This window comes from Brevundimonas sp. (genome assembly GCF_046295775.1).
Lineage (GTDB): Bacteria > Pseudomonadota > Alphaproteobacteria > Caulobacterales > Caulobacteraceae > Brevundimonas.
Map to the genome: position 1 here is coordinate 12,272 of NZ_JBKBML010000026.1, position 19,873 is coordinate 32,144.

The 19,873-nt window shown below is 70.5% G+C and carries 14 protein-coding genes and 2 tRNA genes; 11 read left to right on the top strand and 5 right to left on the bottom strand.

Translation table 11 applies throughout. The features are described from left to right. A complete protein-coding gene (locus ACK4I0_RS12380) occupies positions 1-2,112 on the bottom strand; it encodes a prolyl oligopeptidase family serine peptidase (RefSeq protein ID WP_409611411.1) in 2,112 nt (703 codons plus the stop codon). 105 nt (positions 2,113-2,217) lie between these two features. On the opposite strand from ACK4I0_RS12380, the gene ACK4I0_RS12385 reads away from it, so the two are divergent. Genes ACK4I0_RS12385 through ACK4I0_RS12415 form a run of 7 tightly spaced genes read left to right on the top strand, consistent with a single transcriptional unit; the run spans position 2,218 to position 13,635 of the window. Continuing rightward, complete coding sequence (locus ACK4I0_RS12385) at positions 2,218-3,078, top strand: GNAT family N-acetyltransferase (protein ID WP_409611413.1); 861 nt, start codon at positions 2,218-2,220, stop codon at positions 3,076-3,078. Beyond that, complete coding sequence (tsaE, locus tag ACK4I0_RS12390) at positions 3,075-3,548, top strand: tRNA (adenosine(37)-N6)-threonylcarbamoyltransferase complex ATPase subunit type 1 TsaE (RefSeq protein ID WP_409611415.1); 474 nt, start codon at positions 3,075-3,077, stop codon at positions 3,546-3,548. The genes ACK4I0_RS12385 and tsaE overlap by 4 nt, the downstream gene beginning before the upstream one ends. Continuing rightward, positions 3,541-4,632: an N-acetylmuramate/N-acetylglucosamine kinase AmgK gene (amgK, locus tag ACK4I0_RS12395; protein WP_409611417.1), complete on the top strand. Its 1,092-nt coding sequence runs from the start codon at positions 3,541-3,543 to the stop codon at positions 4,630-4,632. The genes tsaE and amgK overlap by 8 nt, the downstream gene beginning before the upstream one ends. A 26-nt stretch (positions 4,633-4,658) precedes the next feature. After that, positions 4,659-5,351, top strand: a complete 693-nt coding sequence (gene murU, locus ACK4I0_RS12400; protein ID WP_409611435.1) for an N-acetylmuramate alpha-1-phosphate uridylyltransferase MurU — start codon at positions 4,659-4,661, stop codon at positions 5,349-5,351. Beyond that, a complete protein-coding gene (addB, locus tag ACK4I0_RS12405; protein ID WP_409611419.1) occupies positions 5,348-8,380 on the top strand; it encodes a double-strand break repair protein AddB in 3,033 nt (1,010 codons plus the stop codon). The genes murU and addB overlap by 4 nt, the downstream gene beginning before the upstream one ends. Continuing rightward, positions 8,377-11,874: a double-strand break repair helicase AddA gene (addA, locus tag ACK4I0_RS12410; protein ID WP_409611421.1), complete on the top strand. Its 3,498-nt coding sequence runs from the start codon at positions 8,377-8,379 to the stop codon at positions 11,872-11,874. Before addB ends, addA begins: the two co-directional genes overlap by 4 nt. A 39-nt stretch (positions 11,875-11,913) precedes the next feature. Next, positions 11,914-13,635 (top strand): gamma-glutamyltransferase family protein, encoded by a 1,722-nt coding sequence (locus tag ACK4I0_RS12415; protein ID WP_409611423.1) that lies wholly within the window; start codon positions 11,914-11,916, stop codon positions 13,633-13,635. Between the two features lie 6 nt (positions 13,636-13,641). Here ACK4I0_RS12415 and ACK4I0_RS12420 read toward each other — a convergent pair whose 3' ends face one another. Together ACK4I0_RS12420 and ACK4I0_RS12425 are read right to left on the bottom strand one after the other, a co-directional pair. Then, positions 13,642-14,493: a lipid A-modifier LpxR family protein gene (locus ACK4I0_RS12420; RefSeq protein ID WP_409611425.1), complete on the bottom strand. Its 852-nt coding sequence runs from the start codon at positions 14,491-14,493 to the stop codon at positions 13,642-13,644. A 183-nt stretch (positions 14,494-14,676) separates the two neighbouring features. Next, complete coding sequence (locus ACK4I0_RS12425) at positions 14,677-16,569, bottom strand: ribonucleoside-diphosphate reductase subunit alpha (RefSeq protein WP_409611427.1); 1,893 nt, start codon at positions 16,567-16,569, stop codon at positions 14,677-14,679. 237 nt (positions 16,570-16,806) lie between these two features. Between ACK4I0_RS12425 and ACK4I0_RS12430 the strand changes: the two genes are divergently transcribed. Further along, positions 16,807-17,550, top strand: a complete 744-nt coding sequence (locus tag ACK4I0_RS12430) for a phosphatase PAP2 family protein (RefSeq protein ID WP_409611429.1) — start codon at positions 16,807-16,809, stop codon at positions 17,548-17,550. A 9-nt stretch (positions 17,551-17,559) separates the two neighbouring features. On the opposite strand, the gene ACK4I0_RS12435 is transcribed toward ACK4I0_RS12430, so the two are convergent. Next, the gene (locus ACK4I0_RS12435; protein ID WP_409611431.1) at positions 17,560-18,381 is read right to left on the bottom strand and encodes a TerC family protein; all 822 of its coding nucleotides are present in this window, start codon (positions 18,379-18,381) and stop codon (positions 17,560-17,562) included. 39 nt (positions 18,382-18,420) lie between these two features. Beyond that, complete coding sequence (gene rlmB, locus ACK4I0_RS12440; protein ID WP_409611433.1) at positions 18,421-19,305, bottom strand: 23S rRNA (guanosine(2251)-2'-O)-methyltransferase RlmB; 885 nt, start codon at positions 19,303-19,305, stop codon at positions 18,421-18,423. A 145-nt stretch (positions 19,306-19,450) separates the two neighbouring features. Between rlmB and ACK4I0_RS12445 the strand changes: the two genes are divergently transcribed. The 3 genes from ACK4I0_RS12445 to ACK4I0_RS12455 form a co-directional block, all read left to right on the top strand. After that, positions 19,451-19,534 (top strand) — tRNA-Tyr (locus ACK4I0_RS12445). An 83-nt stretch (positions 19,535-19,617) separates the two neighbouring features. After that, positions 19,618-19,691: transfer RNA gene (locus ACK4I0_RS12450), tRNA-Gly, on the top strand. Positions 19,692-19,752: 61 nt separating this feature from the next. Next, a partial coding sequence (locus ACK4I0_RS12455) for a GTP-binding protein (RefSeq protein WP_236849606.1) occupies positions 19,753-19,873 on the top strand: 121 nt, incomplete at its 3' end.

Consider the following 19,873-nt stretch of genomic DNA (forward strand, 5'->3'; position numbering starts at 1 on the left):
TCAGGGGCTCTCGGCGGTCCAGCGGTCCGTCCAGTCCAGGATCTCCTGCTGCCAGTCGACCCAGTTGCGCGCCTTCAACACCCAGTGGTTCTCGTCCGGGATGTGGACGTAGCGGCTGGGGACGCCGAGCCTTTGCAGCGCCGAGAAGGTCGCCAGCCCCTGTTCCTCGGGCACCCGGAAATCGCGCGAGCCGTGCAGCACCAGCATCGGCTTGGACCAGTTCGAGACATAGGTCTCGGGGTTGTGACGGTCGTAAAGTTCCTTGCGCTCCCAGCTGGGCCCGCCGAACTCCCAGATGAAGTTGCCGATATCCATGGCGTTCATCAGCTGCGGCACGTCGAAGACGCCCGCGTGATTGACCAGGCAGCGCCAGGGCTCGTTCCAGCGGCCGGCGATCATGTTGACCATATAGCCGCCATAGGAGGCGCCCAGCGCGCAGGCGCGGCCGCCGTCGATCCAGGGATTGGCCGCGGTCGCCGCCTGCCAGCCCTTTTGCAGATCCTCCAGCGGACGGTCGCCCCAGTGATCGTTGATCGCGTCGGTGAAGGCCTGGCCGAAGCCGGGCGAGCCGTGGAAGTTGATCATCACCACGGCGTATCCGGCCGCCGTATAGACCTGAGGATTCCAGCGATAGGACCAGCTGTCCGTCCAGGGTGACTTGGGCCCGCCGTGGATCAGATGCACGGCCGGATAGCGTCGCCCCTCCACGAAGCCGGCGGGCCTGAAGACCCAGCCCTGCACCGGTTCGCCGTTCCAGCCGGCGAAGGTGAACAGCTCGGGCTCGGGCAGGTCCAGCCGCGCCAGGACCTCGGCGTTGTGATCGGTCAGACGGCGCGCCTCGCCCGAGCCGCGCCGGACCCACAGCTGGGTGGGGCTGGTGAAGCCGTCCTGGGCCCAGACCAGAACGCCGCGCGCCTCGTCATAGGCTGAGACCGCGCCCTGATCCGTCAGGGCGGTGACGCGGCCGGTGCGGGCGTCGATTTCAAACAGCTTCTGCTGCCCGTTGTCCGAGGCGGTGACGTAAAGCGCCCGCCCGTCAGAGCGCCACGACAGGCCGCCCGGACCGCGATCCCAGTCGGTCAAGGCGCGGGCGTTCGATCCGTCGGCTTCGGCCACCATGACCACCGGCTGATCGCCCCCGACGTTCTCGCGCCGGCCGGCCAGCCAGGCCAGGCGTCGACCGTCGGGCGAGAAGACCGGTGCGCCGTCGGGCGCGGCGTTGGCCTCGGTCAGATTGACCGCCTCGCCGCCGGCAAGCGGTACGCGGAACAAGTCGGTGTTGTTCGTAAACGCCTCGGTGCGGCCCTGAGTCTGGGTGGAGAAGACCACCTGCGTCGCGTCGGGACTGACGGTGAAGGCGTTGTCCCCGCCCTGGGGTCGCGAGGGCGTGTCGGCGTCCAGGCCTGGCGTCAGAGGACGCGGGGCCCCGTCGCCCAGGCCGGACCCATTCAGCGGCTGCACGAACAGTTGGCTGCGCCGCCCGTCGTTCCAGCTGTCCCACGGCCGGAGCGGCAGGCGGTCGAAGGTGCGGACCTTGGACTTGGACTGGCTGCGGGCGTCCAGCCGGTCGCGGCTGCATTGCAGCGTGTCGCAATCCACGAACACCGGCGCGGACAGGATCAGCGATCGGCCGTCCGGGGCCACTTGGAAGTGGGTCACCTCGACCGGCAGGGTCGTTACCTGCACCGCCGCGCGGCCCTCGCGATCCATGCGCCAGACCTGGCTGGAGCCGCCGCGCGAGGACAGGAAGTATATGGCGCGGCCGTCCGGCGCCCAGCGGCCCGTGGCGGCGCCGCCGTCCGAAGCGCCCAGGCGGCGAGGCGTCCCGCCCTCGACATCGACCAGCCACAAGGCGCTGACGCCCCTGTCATTCTCCCAGTCCGTGGTCCGCAGGCCGTAGAGCACCTGCCGGGCGTCGGGCGACAGGCGCGGATCCGACACACGCTCCATCATCGCCAGGTCGCGCAGGCCCAGACCCGAGCGGGCCGTCGCCTGCCGTGCCTCTGCGGCGGCGGTCGCGGCCGTCTCCGGCGAGGCCTGGGCGCACGCCGCCTCGCCGGACAGACCGATCATCAGGGCCGAAAGGCCCGCCGCCGCCAGATACCGCACCATCCGCCCACTCCCGAAACCGTCAATGCGAAAGGGCTAGCGTGGCGGCGGCCAAACGCCAAGGCGGCGTCTTGCCCCGCGTCGCGCGAGCGGCGACAAGCGGCAGGCATGTCGTCCGCATCCCCGCCCGCCAGATCGAACCGCGACCACATCGTCGATGTGCTTATCGCCGAGCGGGCCCCGCGCCTGACGGGCTCGCCCGCCTGGCCGGCGATCCGTCCGGCCCTGTATCGGCTGCTGGGCTATCGCGAGGCGCGCGCCATGGCCGACGGCATCGCCGGCCTGTCGGGCCGAGAGGCCCTGGCCTATGTCTCGAACCTGCTGGACCTGAAGGTCTCGACGCTGAACCTGGACCGCATCCCGGCGACGGGACGCTGCATCGTGATATGCAACCACCCGACTGGCATCGCCGACGGCCTGGCCGTGCATGACGCGATCCGCAAGCGGCGCGACGACGCCATCTATTTCGCCAACGCCGACGCCCTCAGGGTCTCGCCGCGCCTGGGCGAGACGGTCATCCCCGTGGAATGGGTGCTGGACAAGCGCACGCGCGAAAAGACCCGCGCCACCCTGGCCGCCGCGCGCGATGCGTTCGAGGCCGAGCGCTGCCTGGTCATGTTTCCCGCCGGGCGACTGGCGCGGGTGGGCAAGGACGGCTCACTCATCGATCCCGACTGGGCGCCCACGGCCGCCTCCCTGGCCAGGAAATACGACGCCCCCATCGTGCCCGTCCACGTCGCCGGCCCGACGTCGAAGCTGTTCCATATGTTCGACCGGTTCTCGACCGAACTGCGCGACGTGACCCTGTTCCACGAGATGCTGAACAAGAAGAAGCAGGCGTTTCGCCTGTCCGTGGGTCTGCCGATCCCGCCCTCGCGCATCGACGCGGACGCCGCGCGCGCCACCTATGCGCTCAAAGCGTTTGTCGAGCGGATGCTGCCGGGCCAGCCGGACGCGGAGTTCGCATGAGGATCCACCTGCCCGACGCCGAGGCCACCGCGCGCCTGGGCCAGGCGATTGCGCCCCTGCTGCGGCCGGGCGAGGCGGTGCTGCTTTACGGCCCGCTGGGCATGGGCAAGTCGACCCTGGCCCGCGGCCTGATCCGCGCTCTGACCCGGCCTGAAGAAGACGTGCCCAGCCCGACCTTCACCCTGGTCCAGTTCTACGAAAGCGACCCGCCGATCGCCCATTTCGACCTCTATCGCCTGACGCGCCCGGAGGAGGCCTTCGAGATCGGCCTGGACGAGGCTCTCGACGAAGGCTGCGCCCTGATCGAATGGCCCGAACGCCTGGGCGACGATCCCGCACAGTTTCTCGGCCCCGACCGCCTGATCATCACTTTGGAAGAGACGGGCGGCGATAGGGACGAAAACACCAGAGCTGCGACCGTTTCCGGCGCAGGGGCGTGGGAAGCCCGCATCGGAGAGTTGAATGTCTGACCGCGCACCCCTGATCGACGCTTTCCTCGACGCCCTCGACTTGGGCGTAAGCGCGCGACGCCCCCTGCCCGGCGACGCCTCGACGCGCCGCTATGAGCGGCTGATCCGGTCAGGCCAGCCGTCGCTGATGCTGATGGATCAGCCGCCGGCGGCGGAGAGCCGTCCGTGCGCCCCCGACTGGAGCCCCGAGCGGCGCCGCGCAGAAGGCTGGAATGCGGTCGCGCGCCTGTCGGCCGGGCGCATCGAAGCCTTCACCGCCGTGGCCGAGCATCTGCGGTCGCTGGGACTGTCCGCGCCCGGCGTTGTGGCCGTCGATGCGGCGAACGGCCTGGCGGTGCTGGAGGATTTCGGCGACGCCCTGTTCGCCCGCGTCATCGAGGACGGGGAGCCCGAGGTGCCCCTATATCTGACCGCCGTCGAGGCGCTGGCCCGGCTGCATGAAGCCGGGGCGCCGCCCGAGGTGCTGAGCGGTCCCGGCGGCGACTGGCCGATCCTGACCTATGACGAGACGGCGCTGCAGGGCGGGGCAGACCTGTTCGTGGAATGGCTGCCGAAGCTGGACGAGCGGGTGCGGTTCGACGCAGCCGCCGTCGACGCCTGGCGCGAGGCCTGGGCGGCTATCGTCGCCTCGGGCGCGGCGGGCGCCTCGGTGCTGGCCCATCGCGACTATCACGCCGAGAACCTGATCTGGCTGCCCGAGCGCGACGGCGCGGCGCGGGTCGGCATGATCGACTTCCAGGACGCGGTGCGCGCCCACCCCGCCTGGGACCTCCACTCCCTGTTGCAGGACGCCCGCCGCGACGTGTCGTCCGCCTTGGAGGCCGAAGCGCTGGAGCGCTATTTCGTCTTGAGACCCCACACGGACCGCGCCGCCTTCATGGCCGACTACGCCGGGCTCGCGGCGCTGAACGAGGCGCGGATCATCGGCGTCTTCGCGCGGTTGATCGCGCGCGACGGCAAGCCGCGCTACCGCCAGTTTCTGCCGCGCATGTGGGGCCATCTGAACGCCAATCTGGATCAACCGGCCCTTGCGCCCGTCGCACGCTGGTTCGACGCCCATGTGCCGGCCGAGGTGCGCGTATGACGCCCGGCGCCGCTCCACAGACCGCCATGGTGTTGGCCGCCGGTCTGGGCACCCGCATGCGTCCCCTGACGAACGATCGGCCCAAGGCCCTGGTCGAGGTCGGCGGCCGCGCCCTGATCGATCATGTGCTGGATCGGCTAGCGCAGGCGGGCGTCCAGAACGCGGTGGTCAATGTCCACTGGTTCGCGGATCGGCTGGAGGCGCACCTGGCGGACCGCGAAACGCCGCGCATCAAGATTTCCGACGAACGCGCCGAACTGCTGGAGACGGGCGGCGGGCTGAAGAAGGCGCGGCCCTTGCTGGGCGACGACCCGGTGTTCGTGGCCAATATCGACAGCGTGTGGATCGACAGGGGCGATGCCCTGGCCGAGCTGGCGCGGCTGTGGGATCCGTCGCGGATGGACGCCGCCCTACTGCTGGCGCGCCGCGAGGGCTCCATCGGCTTCGAGGGCGATGGCGATTTCTTCAGGGCCGAAGACGGCCGCCTCACCTTCCGAGGCGACGCGCCTAGCGCGCCCTTCGCCTATATGGGCGTGCATATCACCCGGCCGGGCTATGCGGATGCTGGTCCCGACGGCCCCTTTTCACTCAGTCCGCTGTGGCGGCGTTCGGCGGCCGAGGGTCGGCTGTTCGGCTGCGTCCTGGACGGCGACTGGATGCACGTCGGCGACCCGCAGGCGCGTAAAAAGGCCGAGGCGCGGCTGGGCAGCGAGGCGTGACGTCGTTCGACCCCTTCGCCGGGTCCGGCCCGCGCTGGTTCACGATCGCCGCCCAACGGCCGTTCCTGGAAGACCTGGCCAGCGGCGTGCTGGCCTGGCTGGGCGAGGCCTCGCCCGAGGTCCTGTCGGACGCCATCATCCTGCTGCCCAATCGACGCGCCGCGCGCGCCTTTTCGACCGCCCTGGCGCGAGCGGCCGGCGCGAGGCCGGTGCTGCTGCCCGAGGTTCGTCCGCTGGGCGACCTAGAGGAGGACGAGCCGCCCTTCGCCCCCGGCGCGCTCGGACTGGACCTGCCGCCCGCCATCGCGCCCCTGCGACGCCGGTTCGAGATGGCGCGCATGATCGTCGAGCGGTTCGACGCGGATCTGACGCCGCTGCGGGCGCTGGAGCTGGCCGACGCGCTGGGCGGCTTTCTGGATTCCTGCCAACTGGAGGAGATCGTGGAGCCCGCCCGCGTGGCCCATCTGGTCAAGGGCGAGATGGCGCGACACTGGGAGCGGTCGGCGCAGTTTCTGTCCCTCGCCGTCGAGGCCTGGCCCGAACGGCTCAAGGCGCTGGGCCTGGTCGATCCGGCGTGGCGGCGCGCCACCCTGCTGCGACGCCTGGCCGAGACCTGGGACGCCGAGCCGCCCGCCCGCCCGGTCATCGCCGCCGGCTCGACAGGCACGCTGCCGTCTGCCGCCGACGTGCTGGGCGCGGTGGCGCGGGCGCCCCAGGGCTGCGTCGTCGTGCCCGGTCTGGATCAGGCTCTGGACGAGGCGGCCTGGTCCAAGATCGAGGAGGCGCATCCGCAGGCGGCGCTGAAACGGCTGCTGGAACGGCACGGCGTCGAGCGTGCGGCCGTCCGCCCCTGGCTGAGCTCCGAGGTCGAGACGGCGCGCTCTCGCGTCATCCAGGAGGCTCTGCGGCCCGCCGAGGCGACGGACGACTGGCGCGGCGCCATCCGCGATCTGCGTGCACGCGTCTGGGCCGATCGCTCCGCCGACCCCATCGCCGAAGGGCTGAAGGGCCTGTCGCTGCTGACCGTCCGCGCCGAGGAGGAGGCCGCCTCCGCCATCGCCCTGATGATGCGCGAGGCGTTGGAGACGCCGGGCCGCACCTGCGCCCTGGTGACGCCGGACCTGGATCTGTCACGCCGGGTCGAGGCGCGGCTGGAGCGCTGGGGCATCACGGCGGACTCTTCGGCGGGCGCGCCCCTGGCCCTGACCGAAGCCGGCGGCCTGGTTCAGCTGGCCGCGCGCTGGATGGCCGACCCGCTGTCGCCCCAGACCCTGCTGGCCCTGCTGAAGCACGCGCGGCGTCGCCCTGAGCTTTCAACCGAGATCGCGGCCCGCACTCTGGAGGGCAAGGGGCTGCGCGGCCCGCGTCCGCGCGATTGGACCGCCCTGTTGCGCAAATTGGAGCAGGCCGGCCAACCGCGCGACGGCCAGGCCGCGCCCTCGCCCGAACGCCTGGCCCGCCTGAGCGAGGCGCGAAGCCTGGCCGAGACCCTGCAGGGTCTGGTCGAGGCGGCGCGCGCGCCCTTCGCCGGCGGCCGGGCGCCCTTGGACAAGGCCGCGACCGCCCTGACCGAACTCATCGAGGCGCTGGCCGGGCCCGCCGCCTGGGCCGGGCGGGACGGCGAGGCGGCCGCGGGTCTGATGTCGGCCCTGATCGAACAGGGCGAGGCCCTGGGCGGCGTCACCCCCGACGAGCTAGCGGCTTTGGTCGCCGAACTGATCGCGGCCGAAACCGTGCGCACCGGCGGCGCCAGCCATCCGCGACTTCGCATTCTGGGCGCCATCGAAGCGCGGCTGGCGCGGGCGGATCTGATGATCCTGGCGGGGCTGGAGGAAGGCGTCTGGCCCCGGCCCGCGCCAACCGATCCCTTCCTTTCGCGACCCATGCGCAAGGCCTTGGACCTGCCCGCGCCCGAGCGGCGGCTGGGTCAGACCGCGCAGGACTTCGTCCAGGCCGCCTGCGCGCCCGAAGCGGTCATGGTGGTGCGCGAGCGTCGCGGCGGTCAGCCGGCCGTTCGGTCACGGTGGCTGTGGCGGCTGGAGATGCTGGTCAGCGGCGCACATGGCGAAACCACGCCCGTGACCATCGCCGCGCCCGACGCGGTGCTGAGCCTGACCCGCGCGCTGGATGCGCCGGCGCGCGCGACGCCCGACTATGCGCGCCGCCCCGAGCCGCGCCCCCCGGTCCACCGCCGGCCGCGCAATCTGCCCGTGACCAGCATCGAGCGCTGGGTGCGCGATCCCTACGCCATCTACGCCTCGCGCGTGCTGGGGCTGAAGAAGCTGGATCGGCCGGGCGCCTCGGCCGAGGCCATGGCCCGCGGCACCGCCATCCACGCGGCGCTGGAGACCGTAGTGCGGACCTGGCCCGACGCTCTGCCCGAAGACTGCGCCGAACAGATCGAAGCCTGGCTGATCCACGAGATCGACGCTGCGGGTTTCGAGGATCACGCCATGGCCCGCGAACGTCCCCTGGCGGCCAACTGCGCCCGCTGGCTGGAAGGCTTCGAGCGGGCCCGGCGCGCGCGTGGCGCCCAGCTTCTGGTCGAGCAGTCGGGCGCCCTGACCTTTAACGCGCCCGGCGGGCCGTTCACCGTCACCGCCAAGGCCGATCGGATCGAGCTGGATGCGACGGGCGCAGCGGTCATCGACTTCAAGACCGGCTCCGCGCCCCAGGCCAAGCAGGTGGCCGCCGGCTTTGCGCCACAGCTGACCCTGGCGGCCGCCATCCTGGCCGAGGGCGGCTTCCCCGCCCCGCCGACCGAGGCGACCGAGCTTCTCTATGTCCAGCTGACCGGCCGTCGCGAGCCCGGCAAGGTCACCGACGTCGGGGCCGAAGGCGCGGCCTTCATGGCCGAGCGCGAGCTGGCGCGGCTCAAGGCCGGGGTCGCCCTTTTCGACGACGAAGCCATGCCGTATCGCAGCTGGGTCGCGCCCCAGTTCATGGGCACCTTCGGCGGCAATTTCGACCATCTGGCGCGCGTCTGGGAATGGCACGTCGCTGGGGCCGAAGAAGAAGGAGCGCAATGACCTCGCCCCTCTCTCCCGCCGACATCGCCCGCGCCAACCAGGCCGTCGCCGCCGATCCCGGCCTGTCGGTCTTCGTCACCGCCAACGCCGGCTCGGGCAAGACCTCGACCCTGGTCAACCGGGTGGCGCGCCTGCTGCTGAAACGGGTGCGGCCCGGCGACATCCTGTGCATCACCTACACCAAGGCCGCCGCCGCCGAGATGCAGACGCGGCTGTTCGACAAGCTGGGCGGCTGGGCCGTCGCCGACAACACGACGCTGTCAGAGTCCTTGGCGGCTTTGGACGGGCGCGACCCCCGGTCCCTGACCGCCGAAGAGCTGTCGGAGGCCCGGCGGCTGTTCGCCCGCGCGCTGGAGACGCCGGGCGGGCTGAAGATCCAGACCATCCACGCCTTCTGCGAAAGCCTTCTACGGCGCTTCCCGCTGGAGGCCGGCGTAGCGCCGGGGTTCGAGGTGCTGGAGGACCAGGCGGCCCTGGCCCTGTCGCACCGTGCGCGGGCGGACCTGGCGCGGGCGGCGCTGAACCAGCCCGACGGCCGTGTGGGCCGGGCCTATTCACATTTCGCGGTCGAGTTGGCGTTCGACGCCTTCAACGCCCTGCTGGGCGTGATCGAGGCGAAGCGCGAAAGCCTGAACGCCTACCTGCTGGCCATCGCCGAAGGCCGCGCGCCCAGCCCCTATCACCTGACCGGCGTCACGCCGGACGAGACGCCGCAGAGGCTGTCCGACGACTTCATGCGCTACCTGGACCGCACCGACTGGATCGCGGCGGCGGACGGCCTGGCCGGCGGCGGCGCCTCGGATCAGGCCTGCGCCCAGCGCATGCGGGCCGTCCAGACGGACTGGAGCTTCGACGCCCTGGCTGCGGTGTTCCTGACCTCGGTCGGCGAGCCGCGTGCGCGTCTGGCCACCAAGGGCGCGCCGCCACAAGCGGCCGAGTTCCTGACTCGGACCAGCGGCCAATATCTGGCGACCCTGCAGCGCGTCCGGGCGGCCCGCGTCGCCGATGAGACCATGAAGGTGCTGGCGCTCGCCGACGAGCATCACGCGCTTTACGAGACGGCCAAGGCCGAGGCCGGCGCGCTGGACTTCACCGACCTGGTCAGCCGCACCGCCGACCTGCTGACCCGCCGGGCCGACGCCGCCTGGGTGCTGTACAAGCTGGACGGCGGGATCGAGCACGTCCTGATCGACGAGGCGCAGGACACGGCGCCCGAGCAATGGGCCATCGTGCGCGCCCTGACCGAGCCCTTCTTCGCGGGCGACGGAAGCGAGCGTCCCACCGACGTTCCGGCGCGCACCGTCTTCGCCGTGGGCGACGAAAAGCAGTCGATCTACTCCTTCCAAGGCGCCCGTCCCGAACGGCTGCGTCAGGAAGCTCAGGTCTATGACCAGGCCGTGCGCCACGCCGGCCACACCTTCCAGGAAGTGCCGCTCGACACCTCGTTCCGCTCGACCGAAGAAGTGCTGGCCTTCGTGGACGCCGCCTTCCACCCTCCCGAACGCGCCCGCGCTCTGGTCGGCGAGACCGGCGAGATTCCGCGCCACCTGCCCGCGCGGCTGGGCCAGCACGGCTCGGTCGATCTGTGGCCGCTGTTCCAGGAGCCAGCGGTTGAGCCGCCAGAGGCCTGGACCGCGCCGGTCGATCAGGAAGGCCCGCAGAGCGCCCGCAAACAGCTGGCCCGCGCCCTCGCCCGCGAGAGTCGCCGCCAGGTCGAGGCGGGCGTGATGATCCATGATCGCAAGGCGCCCGACGGCCGGCGCGCCGTGCGCTATGGCGACTTCCTGATCCTGGTGCGCCGCCGCGATGCGACGTTCGAGGAGATCATCCGCGCCTTGAAGGCCGAGGGCGCGCCCGTGGCCGGGGCCGACCGGCTGAAGCTGAACGCCCACATCGTCTTCGACGACCTGATGGCCCTCGCGAGGTTCGCCCTCTATCCGGAGGACGACCTGAGCCTGGCCGAGGTGCTGCGCGGGCCCTTCTGCGACGTCCCCGATTTCGGACCGGCGCATGCACTGTACCCCTTGGCCGACGCCGAGGCCCGGAACGGCAGGTCCTTGTGGCGCGCCCTGCGCGAACGGGCGGCCGAGCACCCGCAATGGACCGAGGCGCGCGATCTGGCCGGCGCCCTGATCGCGTCGCGCGGGCGCGATCCGCTGGCCTTCTTCTCCCTGGCTCTGAACCGGCTCGGCCCCGATGGCCGTTCGGGCCGGGCGCGCATCCTGCACAGGCTGGGCCGCGAGGCCGAAGAGGCGATCGACGAGACGCTGGCTCAGATCCTGGCCGCCGAGGCGCGCGGCGGGACCGACCTGGAGACCTGCCTGGCGCTGCTGGAGCAGGCCGACGTCCAGGTGAAGCGCGAGATGGAGGGCGCGCGCGACGAGGTGCGCGTCATGACCGTGCACGGCTCGAAGGGGCTGGAGGCGCCCATCGTCATCCTTCCAGACACCACCGGCAAGGCGAAGCCGCAAGGCCCGACCCTGATGGCCGTGGATCAGGCGGACGGGACCGAGGCGTGGCTGATGTGCCCGTCGTCCAAGGCCGGCGACTGCGACGCCTCGGCCCTGGCGCGTCAGGGCCGGATCGACCGCACCGACGCGGAGTCCCTGCGCCTGCTCTATGTCGCCCTGACGCGGGCGCGCGAGCGGGTGATCGTCATGGGCCGCGCCATGGGCCGCCCCAAGGAAGGCTTCGAGCCCGGTTCGTGGTGGGATGTCGTCGGCCAGACGTTCGAAAGCCTGCTGGCCGACGGCCGCGCGCGCGACATCGGCGACGGCAGGCTGCGCTTCGGTGTCGATCCGATCGAGGCGGGCGCGGCGCCCGGCGAGGCCGTCTCAAGCATCAGCCTGCCGGCTTGGGTCAGCGAGCGGCCGGCGGCCGATCCGGGCGCGCGTCTGGCGGCCCCCTCCAAGCTGGCGGGCGACATCGCAGGCCGTGCGCCGTCCCCGCTCGACCGGGCGGCGGGCGGTCTGGGGCGGTTCCGGCGCGGCGACCTGATCCACCGGCTGCTGGAGCGGCTGCCCGAGGCCGAGCCCAGCGCCTGGCCCGAACTGGCCCGACGGCTGCTCGCGCGCGAGACGGACCTGTCGGATGCGGTCCGTGACGAGATGATCCAGGCCGCGCTGGGCGTGCTGGGCGACGAGCGGTTCGCCGCCGTCTTCGGGCCAGGATCGCGCGCCGAGGTCGCCCTGACCGGCGCCGCTCCGGGCCTGCCGGACGGCATGGTGCTGTCGGGCCGCATCGACCGGCTGGTGGTGACGCCCGAGCGGGTGCTGGTGGTCGACTACAAGACCAATCGTCCGGCGCCGGATCGGATCGAGGACGCCGATCCGGCCTATGTGCTGCAGATGGCGGCCTATCGCGCGGTGTTGCAGCGACTGTATCCCGACCGCCCGGTCGAGGCGGCGCTGGTCTGGACCGACGGGCCGCGCCTGACGCCGGTTCCGGCGGCGATCATGGCCGCCGCCCTTGGCGCGGCGACGCTCGCGGGCTAGGCCACAGGTCTCCTCCCCGAGACTGTACCGGAGCCCGCCATGCGCCGCCCGATCCGCACCCTGGCCTCCACCCTGGCCGTCATCGGCCTGCTGGCCGGCTGCGCGCCCGTCGCGACCACCGCGCCGACGCCGGGCGAGGCGCCGGCCGCGCCGCCGGCGCGCGGCCCGTTCGTGGCGGCGGCTAATCCGCTTGCTGTCGAGGCGGGGCTGAGGGTGCTGAACGCCGGCGGTTCGGCGGTCGATGCGGCGGTGGCCATCCAGGCGGTGCTCGGTTTGGTCGAGCCGCAGAGCTCGGGCTTGGGCGGCGGCGCCTTCATGATGCATTTCGACGCCGCCACCGGCGACATTACGGCCTATGACGGCCGCGAGACGGCCCCGGCCTCGGCGACGCCCGAGCTGTTTTTCGAGAACGGCCGGCCGCTAAACTTCCGCGACGCGGTGCTGTCGGGCCGCTCGACCGGTGCGCCGGGCGCGGTGCCGATGCTGGCCCAGGCCCAGAAGGATCACGGCCGGCTGCCCTGGTCGGAGCTGTTCGCCGACGCCGAACGTCTGGCCCGCGACGGTTTCGTCGTCAGCCCCCGCCTGGCCGGCATGATCTCGAGCAGCGCGCCCCAGGCCGCGACGCCGGACGCCCGCGCCTATTTCACTCGGCCCGACGGCCAGCCGTATCAGGCCGGCGACACCCTGAGGAACCCCGCCTATGCCGAGACCGTCTCGGCCATCGCCCGTGACGGGGCCGCCGCCCTTCAGACCGGCCGCATCGCCCGCGAGATCGTCCAGGCCGTGCGCCGCGATCCGCGGCCGGGCGCCCTGACCGAGGCTGACATCGCCGGCTATGAGCCGCTGGAGCGCGGCGCCCTGTGCCGGCCCTATCGGGTCTATGTCGTCTGCGTCCCGCCGCCGCCGTCCAGCGGCCTGGCGTTGCTGCAGCTGCTGGCCATGGCCGAGAAGACCCCGGACATTCAGCGCGGCCCGAACAGCCCCGAGGCCTGGGTCGCCTTCGGCCGGCTGCAGAAGCTGATGTACGCCGATCGTGACCGCTACGTCGGCGACCCCGCCTTCGCCCGGGTGCCGGTGCAGGGTCTGCTCGACGACGGCTATGTCGCCTCGCGCGCGGCACTGGTCCCCGGCCTTCGCGGCGCGCCCGAGGCGGGCAATCCGCCCGGCGGCGTCTTCACCGGCGCCGACGCCACCCGCGAGCCGGCCGGCACCTCGCATTTCGTCGTGGTGGACGCCCAGGGCAATGCCGTCAGCATGACCACCACGGTCGAGAGCATCTTCGGCTCGGGCCGAATGGCGGGTGGCTTCTTCCTGAACAACCAACTGACCGACTTCTCCCTGACGCCGACGGACGCGCAAGGCCGTCCGGCCGCGAATGCGGTGGCGGCGGGCAAGCGGCCGCGCTCGTCGATGAGCCCGGTGATCGTGCTGGACCGACAGGGCCGGTTCGTCGCCGCACTGGGGTCGCCCGGCGGCAACTCCATCCTGGCCTACAACGCCAAGGCCCTGATCGGCGTGCTGGATTGGGGCCTGCCGCTGCAACAGGCCTTCGACCTGCCCAATCTGGTCGTGCGCGGCGAAAGCGTGGGGGCCGACACCGCCCTGTTCGATCCGGCGGTCCGCGACGCCCTGGCCGAGGCCGGCATGGCGCTCAGGCCCAATGCGTCGGAGACGTCGGGCCTGCACGGCGCGGTGTGGCGGAACGGCCGCTGGGACGGCGGGGCGGACACCCGCCGCGAGGGCGTGGCGCGCACGCAGTAGCGCGGATCAGCGTCCGGGCTTGATGGACAGTTGGAAGGCCACCAGGCCCTCCGACACATCAGTGTCGTCGCCATGGCCGGTGCGCAGGCCACGCGCCTTGATCTCACGATAGACGACGCCGAACGAGCTCTGCACCGCACCGCGCCGCATGGCGACGCCGACCGAGGCGTCGCCCATGAAGGTGCCGGCGTCATGGCTGACGCCCGATCGGGCAAAGTCACCATCGCGGTTTCGGGCGAAGTTGTAGCCTACGGCTCGCCCCGACCCGGCGGCATAGAGATACCAGCGCGGCCGTTCGCCAAAAGCTTCGCGGCCGTCCTGAACCAGCCTGTTCAGGCCCGATCCGATGCGCAGGGTGGCGCCGGCCTCGGCGGACCGCCCCTCTGATCCCAGGCCGAAGCCGGCGTGGGGCGTCAAACTGACTTCAAGGCCGGACGCCGTGCGGCTGACCGGCCCGATCCAGCCTCGAACATAGCGCAGATCATATCCGTCAGCGTCCAGGCCGGCGGCCTGTCCCGCCGCCACCGGCAGAGGCGCGCCGTCTAGGCGGCGGGCGACGCCAGTGGTGGTCAGGCTTACCCGGTCGGCGAACCCATTGCCTTCGAGCCAGACGTCACGACGCGCGGCGGCGGCGAAGGGCGTGTCCGCAAGGCGCAGCGCCTCCACATCGACCGCCGGGCCAAACGGTCCGTCCAGTGCGGCGTCGAAGCGGGCCTGGCGGTCCAGGCGCATAAGCGTGGTTCCGATCTGGTCGCCGTCAGCTTCGCTCCAGGCCGAGGGCGCAAAGGTCTGGGCCGAGGCTGCGGCCGCCATGGCCACCCCCGCTCCCAGTCCCGCCATCCCGGCCAAAACACGCATCAACGGTCCCCTCGATCCGCCTGCACGCGTCACCCTGCACCGGTTAACGGCGAAGAGTCCACGGCCATCTTGCGGACACGATCCTGACATCAGGCGGCAAACGCAGCGCCGCTGCGGATCGTTCCGCAGCGACGGCCAGCCTGACGGGGACGTTATCGGTCGTGAGGACGGCTCAAGCGCGCCTTATTGGCAGGCCAGGCATTCCTCGTAGTCCGTCTTGGCGACGGCGAAGAGGTCGGGCTGGTTTAGGTCGACGTCGGCTTCGGCCTTGTCCTCGGCGCCGGCGAAGGCCGCGCGCTGAACCGACTTGGAGCGCAGGTAGTAGAGCGACTTCACGCCCCGCTCCCAGGCCTGCCAATGCAGCATGTGCAGGTCCCACTTGTTCACGTCGCCGGGGATGAACAGGTTGACCGACTGGGCCTGGCAGATGTCGGCCGAGCGGTCCGCCGACAGTTCGACGATCCAGCGCTGATCCAGCTCGAAGGCGGTCTTGAAGACCGACTTCTCGTCGTCGCTCAGAATATCCAGATGCTGGACCGAGCCTTCGTGCTCCAGGATCGAGGACCAGACAGCGTCGGTGTTCTGGCCCTTGGCGTCCAGCAGCTCTTCCAGATACGGGTTCTTGACCGCGAACGAGCCCGACAAGGTCTTGTGGGTGTAGATGTTGGCCGGGATCGGCTCGATGCCGGCTGACGTCCCGCCGCAGATGATCGAGATCGAGGCGGTCGGGGCGATCGCCAGCTTGTGGCTGAACCGCTCCATCACGCCGCGCTCGGCGGCGTCCTCGCAGGGGCCCTTCTCTTCGGCCAGCTTGACGCTGGCCTTGTCGGCCTCGCGACGCAGGTGCTTGAACAGCCGCATGTTCCACGACTTGGCCATGGCCGATTCAAAGGCCACGCCCTGCGACTGCAGGAAGGAGTGGAAGCCCATCAGGCCCAGACCCACCGAGCGTTCGCGCTTGGCCGAATAGACGGCGGCCTTCATGTCAGCGGGGGCGCGCTGGATGAAGTCTTCCAGCACATTGTCCAGGAAGCGCATCACGTCCTCGATGAAGCGCGGCTCCTCGCGCCACTCCAGGAACATCTCGGCGTTGACCGACGACAGGCAGCAGACCGCGGTCCGGTCCACGCCCCGGTGGTCGCGGCCGGTGTGCAGCATGATTTCCGAGCACAGGTTGGACTGTTTGACCGACAGGCCCAGGTCCTTCTGGTGCTGCGGCATCTGCCGGTTCACCGTGTCGGAGAAGATCAGATAGGGCTCGCCGGTCTGCAGGCGGATCTCCAAGATCTTCTGCCACAGCGAGCGGGCGTCCACCGTCTTGCGGACTTCGCCGGACTTGGGCGAGACGAGGTCGAAGGTCCGGCCGTCGCGCACCGCCTCCATGAAGGCGTCGGTGATGTTGATGCCGTGGTGCAGGTTCAGGGACTTGCGGTTGAAGTCGCCCGACGGCTTGCGGATCTCCAAGAACTCTTCGATCTCGGGGTGGTGCACGTCCAGATAGACGGCGGCTGAGCCGCGACGCAGCGACCCTTGGCTGATTGCCAGGGTCAGGGAGTCCATCACGCGGATGAAGGGGATGATGCCCGAGGTCTGGCCCGCGCCCTTGACCTTCTCGCCGATCGAGCGGACGCCGCCCCAATAGGTGCCGATGCCGCCGCCGTTCGAGGCCAGAGAGACGTTCTCGTTCCAGACGCTCTGAATGCCGTCCAGCGAATCGCCCACAGCGTTCAGGAAGCAGGAGATCGGCAGACCGCGATCCGCGCCGCCGTTCGACAGCACCGGCGTCGACGGCATGAACCACAGCTTGGACATGTAGTCATAGACGCGCTGGGCGTGCTCGTGGTCGTCGGCGAAGGCCGTGGCGACGCGCGCGAACATGTCCTGATAGGACTCGCCCGGCAGCAGATAGCGGTCTTCCAGCGTCTTCTTGCCGAAGTCGGTCAGCAGGTCGTCTCGCGACCGATCCAGCTGAATCGAAGGCACGACGGACAGCTGGGGACGGACGGGTTCCGTCGTCGCAACCGTCTGGATTTCCACTGTCTTCAACGCTTCGCCGCCAGCCATAAGAGCCCCCATCGCCTGCCTCACACACTACATATTGTGTTTGGTCTGCTTAACAACGACTAAATCACCGGTTTGAGGAGGCGCCAAGGGCTGATATTTCGCATTGTCGCCATCTTTTGCGGTTGACCGGCGGATGCTCCCGATTCGCGTCCCGCCACGGGGGCGTTTCGCCGGAATCGACCGCTTATCCACACGCCTCGAAATTCTTTGGATGGAACGGGCGAGCTCTCATGACCATTGAGCTTGGCCATGATCGCAGAGCTCCGCTCCCACCTCTGGCGCGCCTGCCGTCTGGCCCGCGCCGAGATCGCCGCCCTGACCGCGCTTCTGGTCCTGACTGGAGGCGTGCTGGCGTTTGTCGAACTGGCCGACGTGATGGCGGAAGAAGACGGACGCCGGTTCGACCGCGCCATCCTGGATCTGCTTAGGCCCTTCACCGAGGACCCGGGCCGCCCCTGGGGCCCTTGGTGGCTGCACGAGGCGGCCGCCGACATCACGTCTTTGGGCGGCATCGCCGTCTTGGGCCTGTTCGCTCTGATCGCCGTTGGCTTCCTCGTCATGATGGGCAAGCGCCTGTCCGCCGTCCTGCTCGTAGCGGGACTGGCCGGCGGCGTCGTGCTGAGCGAGGGCCTCAAGGCGGTGTTCGAGCGTGAGCGTCCGCCCGCGCCGTTCCAGGTTGTGGAGACGCTGAACGCCAGCTTCCCCTCAGGCCACGCCCTGCTCGCGACCGTGTTTTACCTGACGCTGGGCGTGATGCTGACGCAGGCCTTTCCCCGGCGACGGTTCAAGGCCTACGCGCTGGGCGTGGGGGTGATCCTAGCCCTGATGGTCGGCGTCACCCGCGTCTACCTGGGCGCGCACTGGGCCACCGACGTCATCGCCGGCTGGTGCGTCGGCGCAGCCTGGGCCATGGCCCTTTGGTTGACGGCCTACGCCGTTCAGCGGCTGGCGGCCCGCCGCCTGGCCAAGGGATCGAACCTGCGCGACGACTAGGCGGTCGCCTCAGCCGACCGGGACTTGCGGGTTTGCAGGCAGGCCGTGGGCCGGCGCCGCGCTGTCGGGCGCGCCGCGCACGCCGCGCCAGTGCTTTGCTTCTTCCTCGGGACTGATGCGCAGCATCTGCGGCGCCGAGCTGTTGAAGGCCTGGGTGTTGTCGGTGCGCACGATCACCGAGCGCGCGCCGTCCCAGATCATGTGCAGCGCCACATACAGCACGATGACAAGGCCGATATAGGCGATCCAGCGGTGCTTGTTCAGCAGCTTGGCGATGAAGGTCGCGGCCAGCCCCATCAGGGCGATCGACAGCACCAGGCCGAAGACCATGATCCAGGGGTGGTCGTGCGCCGCGCCGGCGACGGCCAGCACATTGTCCAGGCTCATGGTCAGGTCGGCGATCATGATCTGCAGCAGCGCCGCGCCGAAGGTCTTGCGCTTCAGGCCCAGCGCCTCGGGGCTTGGGCCGTGGCCATGTTCGATCGACTGGGCCAGCTCAAGCTCGGCCTGAGCCTCGGCCTGGTCATGGGTCGCCTGCTCGCGCAGCTCACGCCACATCTTCCAGCAGACCCACAGCAGCAGGAAGCCGCCCGCCAGCAACAGGCTGACCACGGCCAGCAGCTGCACCGTGATCAGAGCCAGACCGATGCGCATGACGACGGCGGCGGCCAGGCCGATCAGAATGGCCTTGCGGCGCTGCTCCTGCGGCAGGGCGGCGGCGGCCAAGCCGACGGCGACGGCGTTGTCGCCCGCCAGCACCAGGTCGATCATCAGCACCTTGGCCAGGGCCGAGAGCTGGCTGAGGAGTTCGGGGGTCAGCAGGGCGTCCATGGCCGCGCCTTAGGCCCGGCTCCGCCCTGCGTCAATCTGTCAACCGGCGGGTTTGTGGCCTTGTGCGCGCGCCGCTTCGTATAGCGCGACGGCGGCGGCGTTGGAGACGTTCAGGCTCTCGAAACCGCCGGGCATGGGGATCCTGGCCATCACCTCGCAATGCTCGGCCACCAGCCGGCGCACGCCGTCGCCCTCCGAGCCCATGACCAGCACCGTGGGCCGATGATCCAGGGCTTGCTCCAGCGTGTGCTCCGCATCGCCATCAAGGCCCACGGCGCGCCAGCCGTACTCGGCCAGGGTCTCCAGCGCACGGCTCAGATTGGTCACGCGGGCGTGCGGGAGGCGCTCGGTCGCGCCGACGGCGGCCTTGGCCAGGGCGCCGGCCAGGGCCGGGGCGTGCCGGTCCTGAACCACGATGCCGCGCGCGCCAAAGGCCAGGGCCGAGCGGAAGATGGCGCCGACGTTCTGCGGGTCGGTCAGCTGGTCCAGCATGACGATCAGCCCCTCGGCCGGTTCGGCCAGATCGCGCAGATCCACGCCCTCCAGCGGCTGAACCTTGAAGGCCAGACCCTGGTGCACGGCGCCGGCGGGCAGCAGCCGCGTCAGGGCCTGGACGTCCACGACCTCGATGCGGTGGCCGTGAGCCAGGCCGTCGCGCTCGATCTCGGCGGCCCGCTCCTCCGTCGCCATCAGCCGGCCCATGCCGCGACGCGCCGGATTGGCAAGGGCGGCGAGCACCGGATGGCGGCCCCACAGGAAGTTGTCCGCCTCGGGCTTGCCGCGTCCGACGCGCGGCGCCGCTTCGGCCGTGCGCGGACCGCGCTCGGAGCCTTTGGAAGGCCGGTCCAGACGCCCCTCGGGCCGCTTCTGAAAGACCTGCTTTTTACCGGCTTTCCGGTCGTTGCGTTCGTAGTTCGACGACACTATAAGACGCCCTCCGATTTGGGGCCCCAGGGCCTTCGGGTCAGGCGCACCCTCTATTACAGGCGCGTCCGGCAGCGAAGGTTTTTGTTCCGCGCGGTCGTTTCGACCGTCGGTTCAGCCTCGGAACGGTGTCGAAAACGCGCGCGGGGGAATGTCCCGAGCGGCAAAGGGGGGGGACTGTAAATCCCCTGCGTAAGCTTCGCAGGTTCGAGTCCTGCTTCCCCCACCACGCGCTTTTTCGAACACGGCTCCGGGCGAGGCCGCACTGAGGAGCGGAACGTCAGGCCGGCAGCGGTCCTGCGTTCTTTCTGCGCGGGTATAGCACAATGGTAGTGCAGCAGCCTTCCAAGCTGAGGATGTCGGTTCGATCCCGTCTACCCGCTCCAGGTTTTTGATGAGCATGACGCCCATCCGACGAACGGACCCGGGCCATTAAGGAGTTTGGCCATGGCCAAGGAAAAGTTCGAACGCACCAAGCCGCACTGCAACATCGGCACGATTGGTCACGTTGACCACGGCAAGACGACGCTGACGGCGGCGATCACGATGACGCTGGCGAAGTCGGGCG

What these genes read in the sequence shown, in the direction of transcription:
- ACK4I0_RS12435 (WP_409611431.1), bottom strand. Translation starts at nt 18,381, where the DNA reads ATGGACGCCCTGCTGACCCCCGAACTCCTCAGCCAGCTCTCGGCCCTG.
- ACK4I0_RS12415 (WP_409611423.1), top strand. Translation starts at nt 11,914, where the DNA reads ATGCGCCGCCCGATCCGCACCCTGGCCTCCACCCTGGCCGTCATCGGC.
- ACK4I0_RS12430 (WP_409611429.1), top strand. Translation starts at nt 16,807, where the DNA reads ATGATCGCAGAGCTCCGCTCCCACCTCTGGCGCGCCTGCCGTCTGGCC.
- addA (WP_409611421.1), top strand. Translation starts at nt 8,377, where the DNA reads ATGACCTCGCCCCTCTCTCCCGCCGACATCGCCCGCGCCAACCAGGCC.
- tsaE (WP_409611415.1), top strand. Translation starts at nt 3,075, where the DNA reads ATGAGGATCCACCTGCCCGACGCCGAGGCCACCGCGCGCCTGGGCCAG.
- murU (WP_409611435.1), top strand. Translation starts at nt 4,659, where the DNA reads ATGGTGTTGGCCGCCGGTCTGGGCACCCGCATGCGTCCCCTGACGAAC.
- ACK4I0_RS12380 (WP_409611411.1), bottom strand. Translation starts at nt 2,112, where the DNA reads ATGGTGCGGTATCTGGCGGCGGCGGGCCTTTCGGCCCTGATGATCGGT.
- ACK4I0_RS12425 (WP_409611427.1), bottom strand. Translation starts at nt 16,569, where the DNA reads ATGGGGGCTCTTATGGCTGGCGGCGAAGCGTTGAAGACAGTGGAAATC.
- ACK4I0_RS12385 (WP_409611413.1), top strand. Translation starts at nt 2,218, where the DNA reads ATGTCGTCCGCATCCCCGCCCGCCAGATCGAACCGCGACCACATCGTC.
- ACK4I0_RS12420 (WP_409611425.1), bottom strand. Translation starts at nt 14,493, where the DNA reads ATGCGTGTTTTGGCCGGGATGGCGGGACTGGGAGCGGGGGTGGCCATG.
- amgK (WP_409611417.1), top strand. Translation starts at nt 3,541, where the DNA reads ATGTCTGACCGCGCACCCCTGATCGACGCTTTCCTCGACGCCCTCGAC.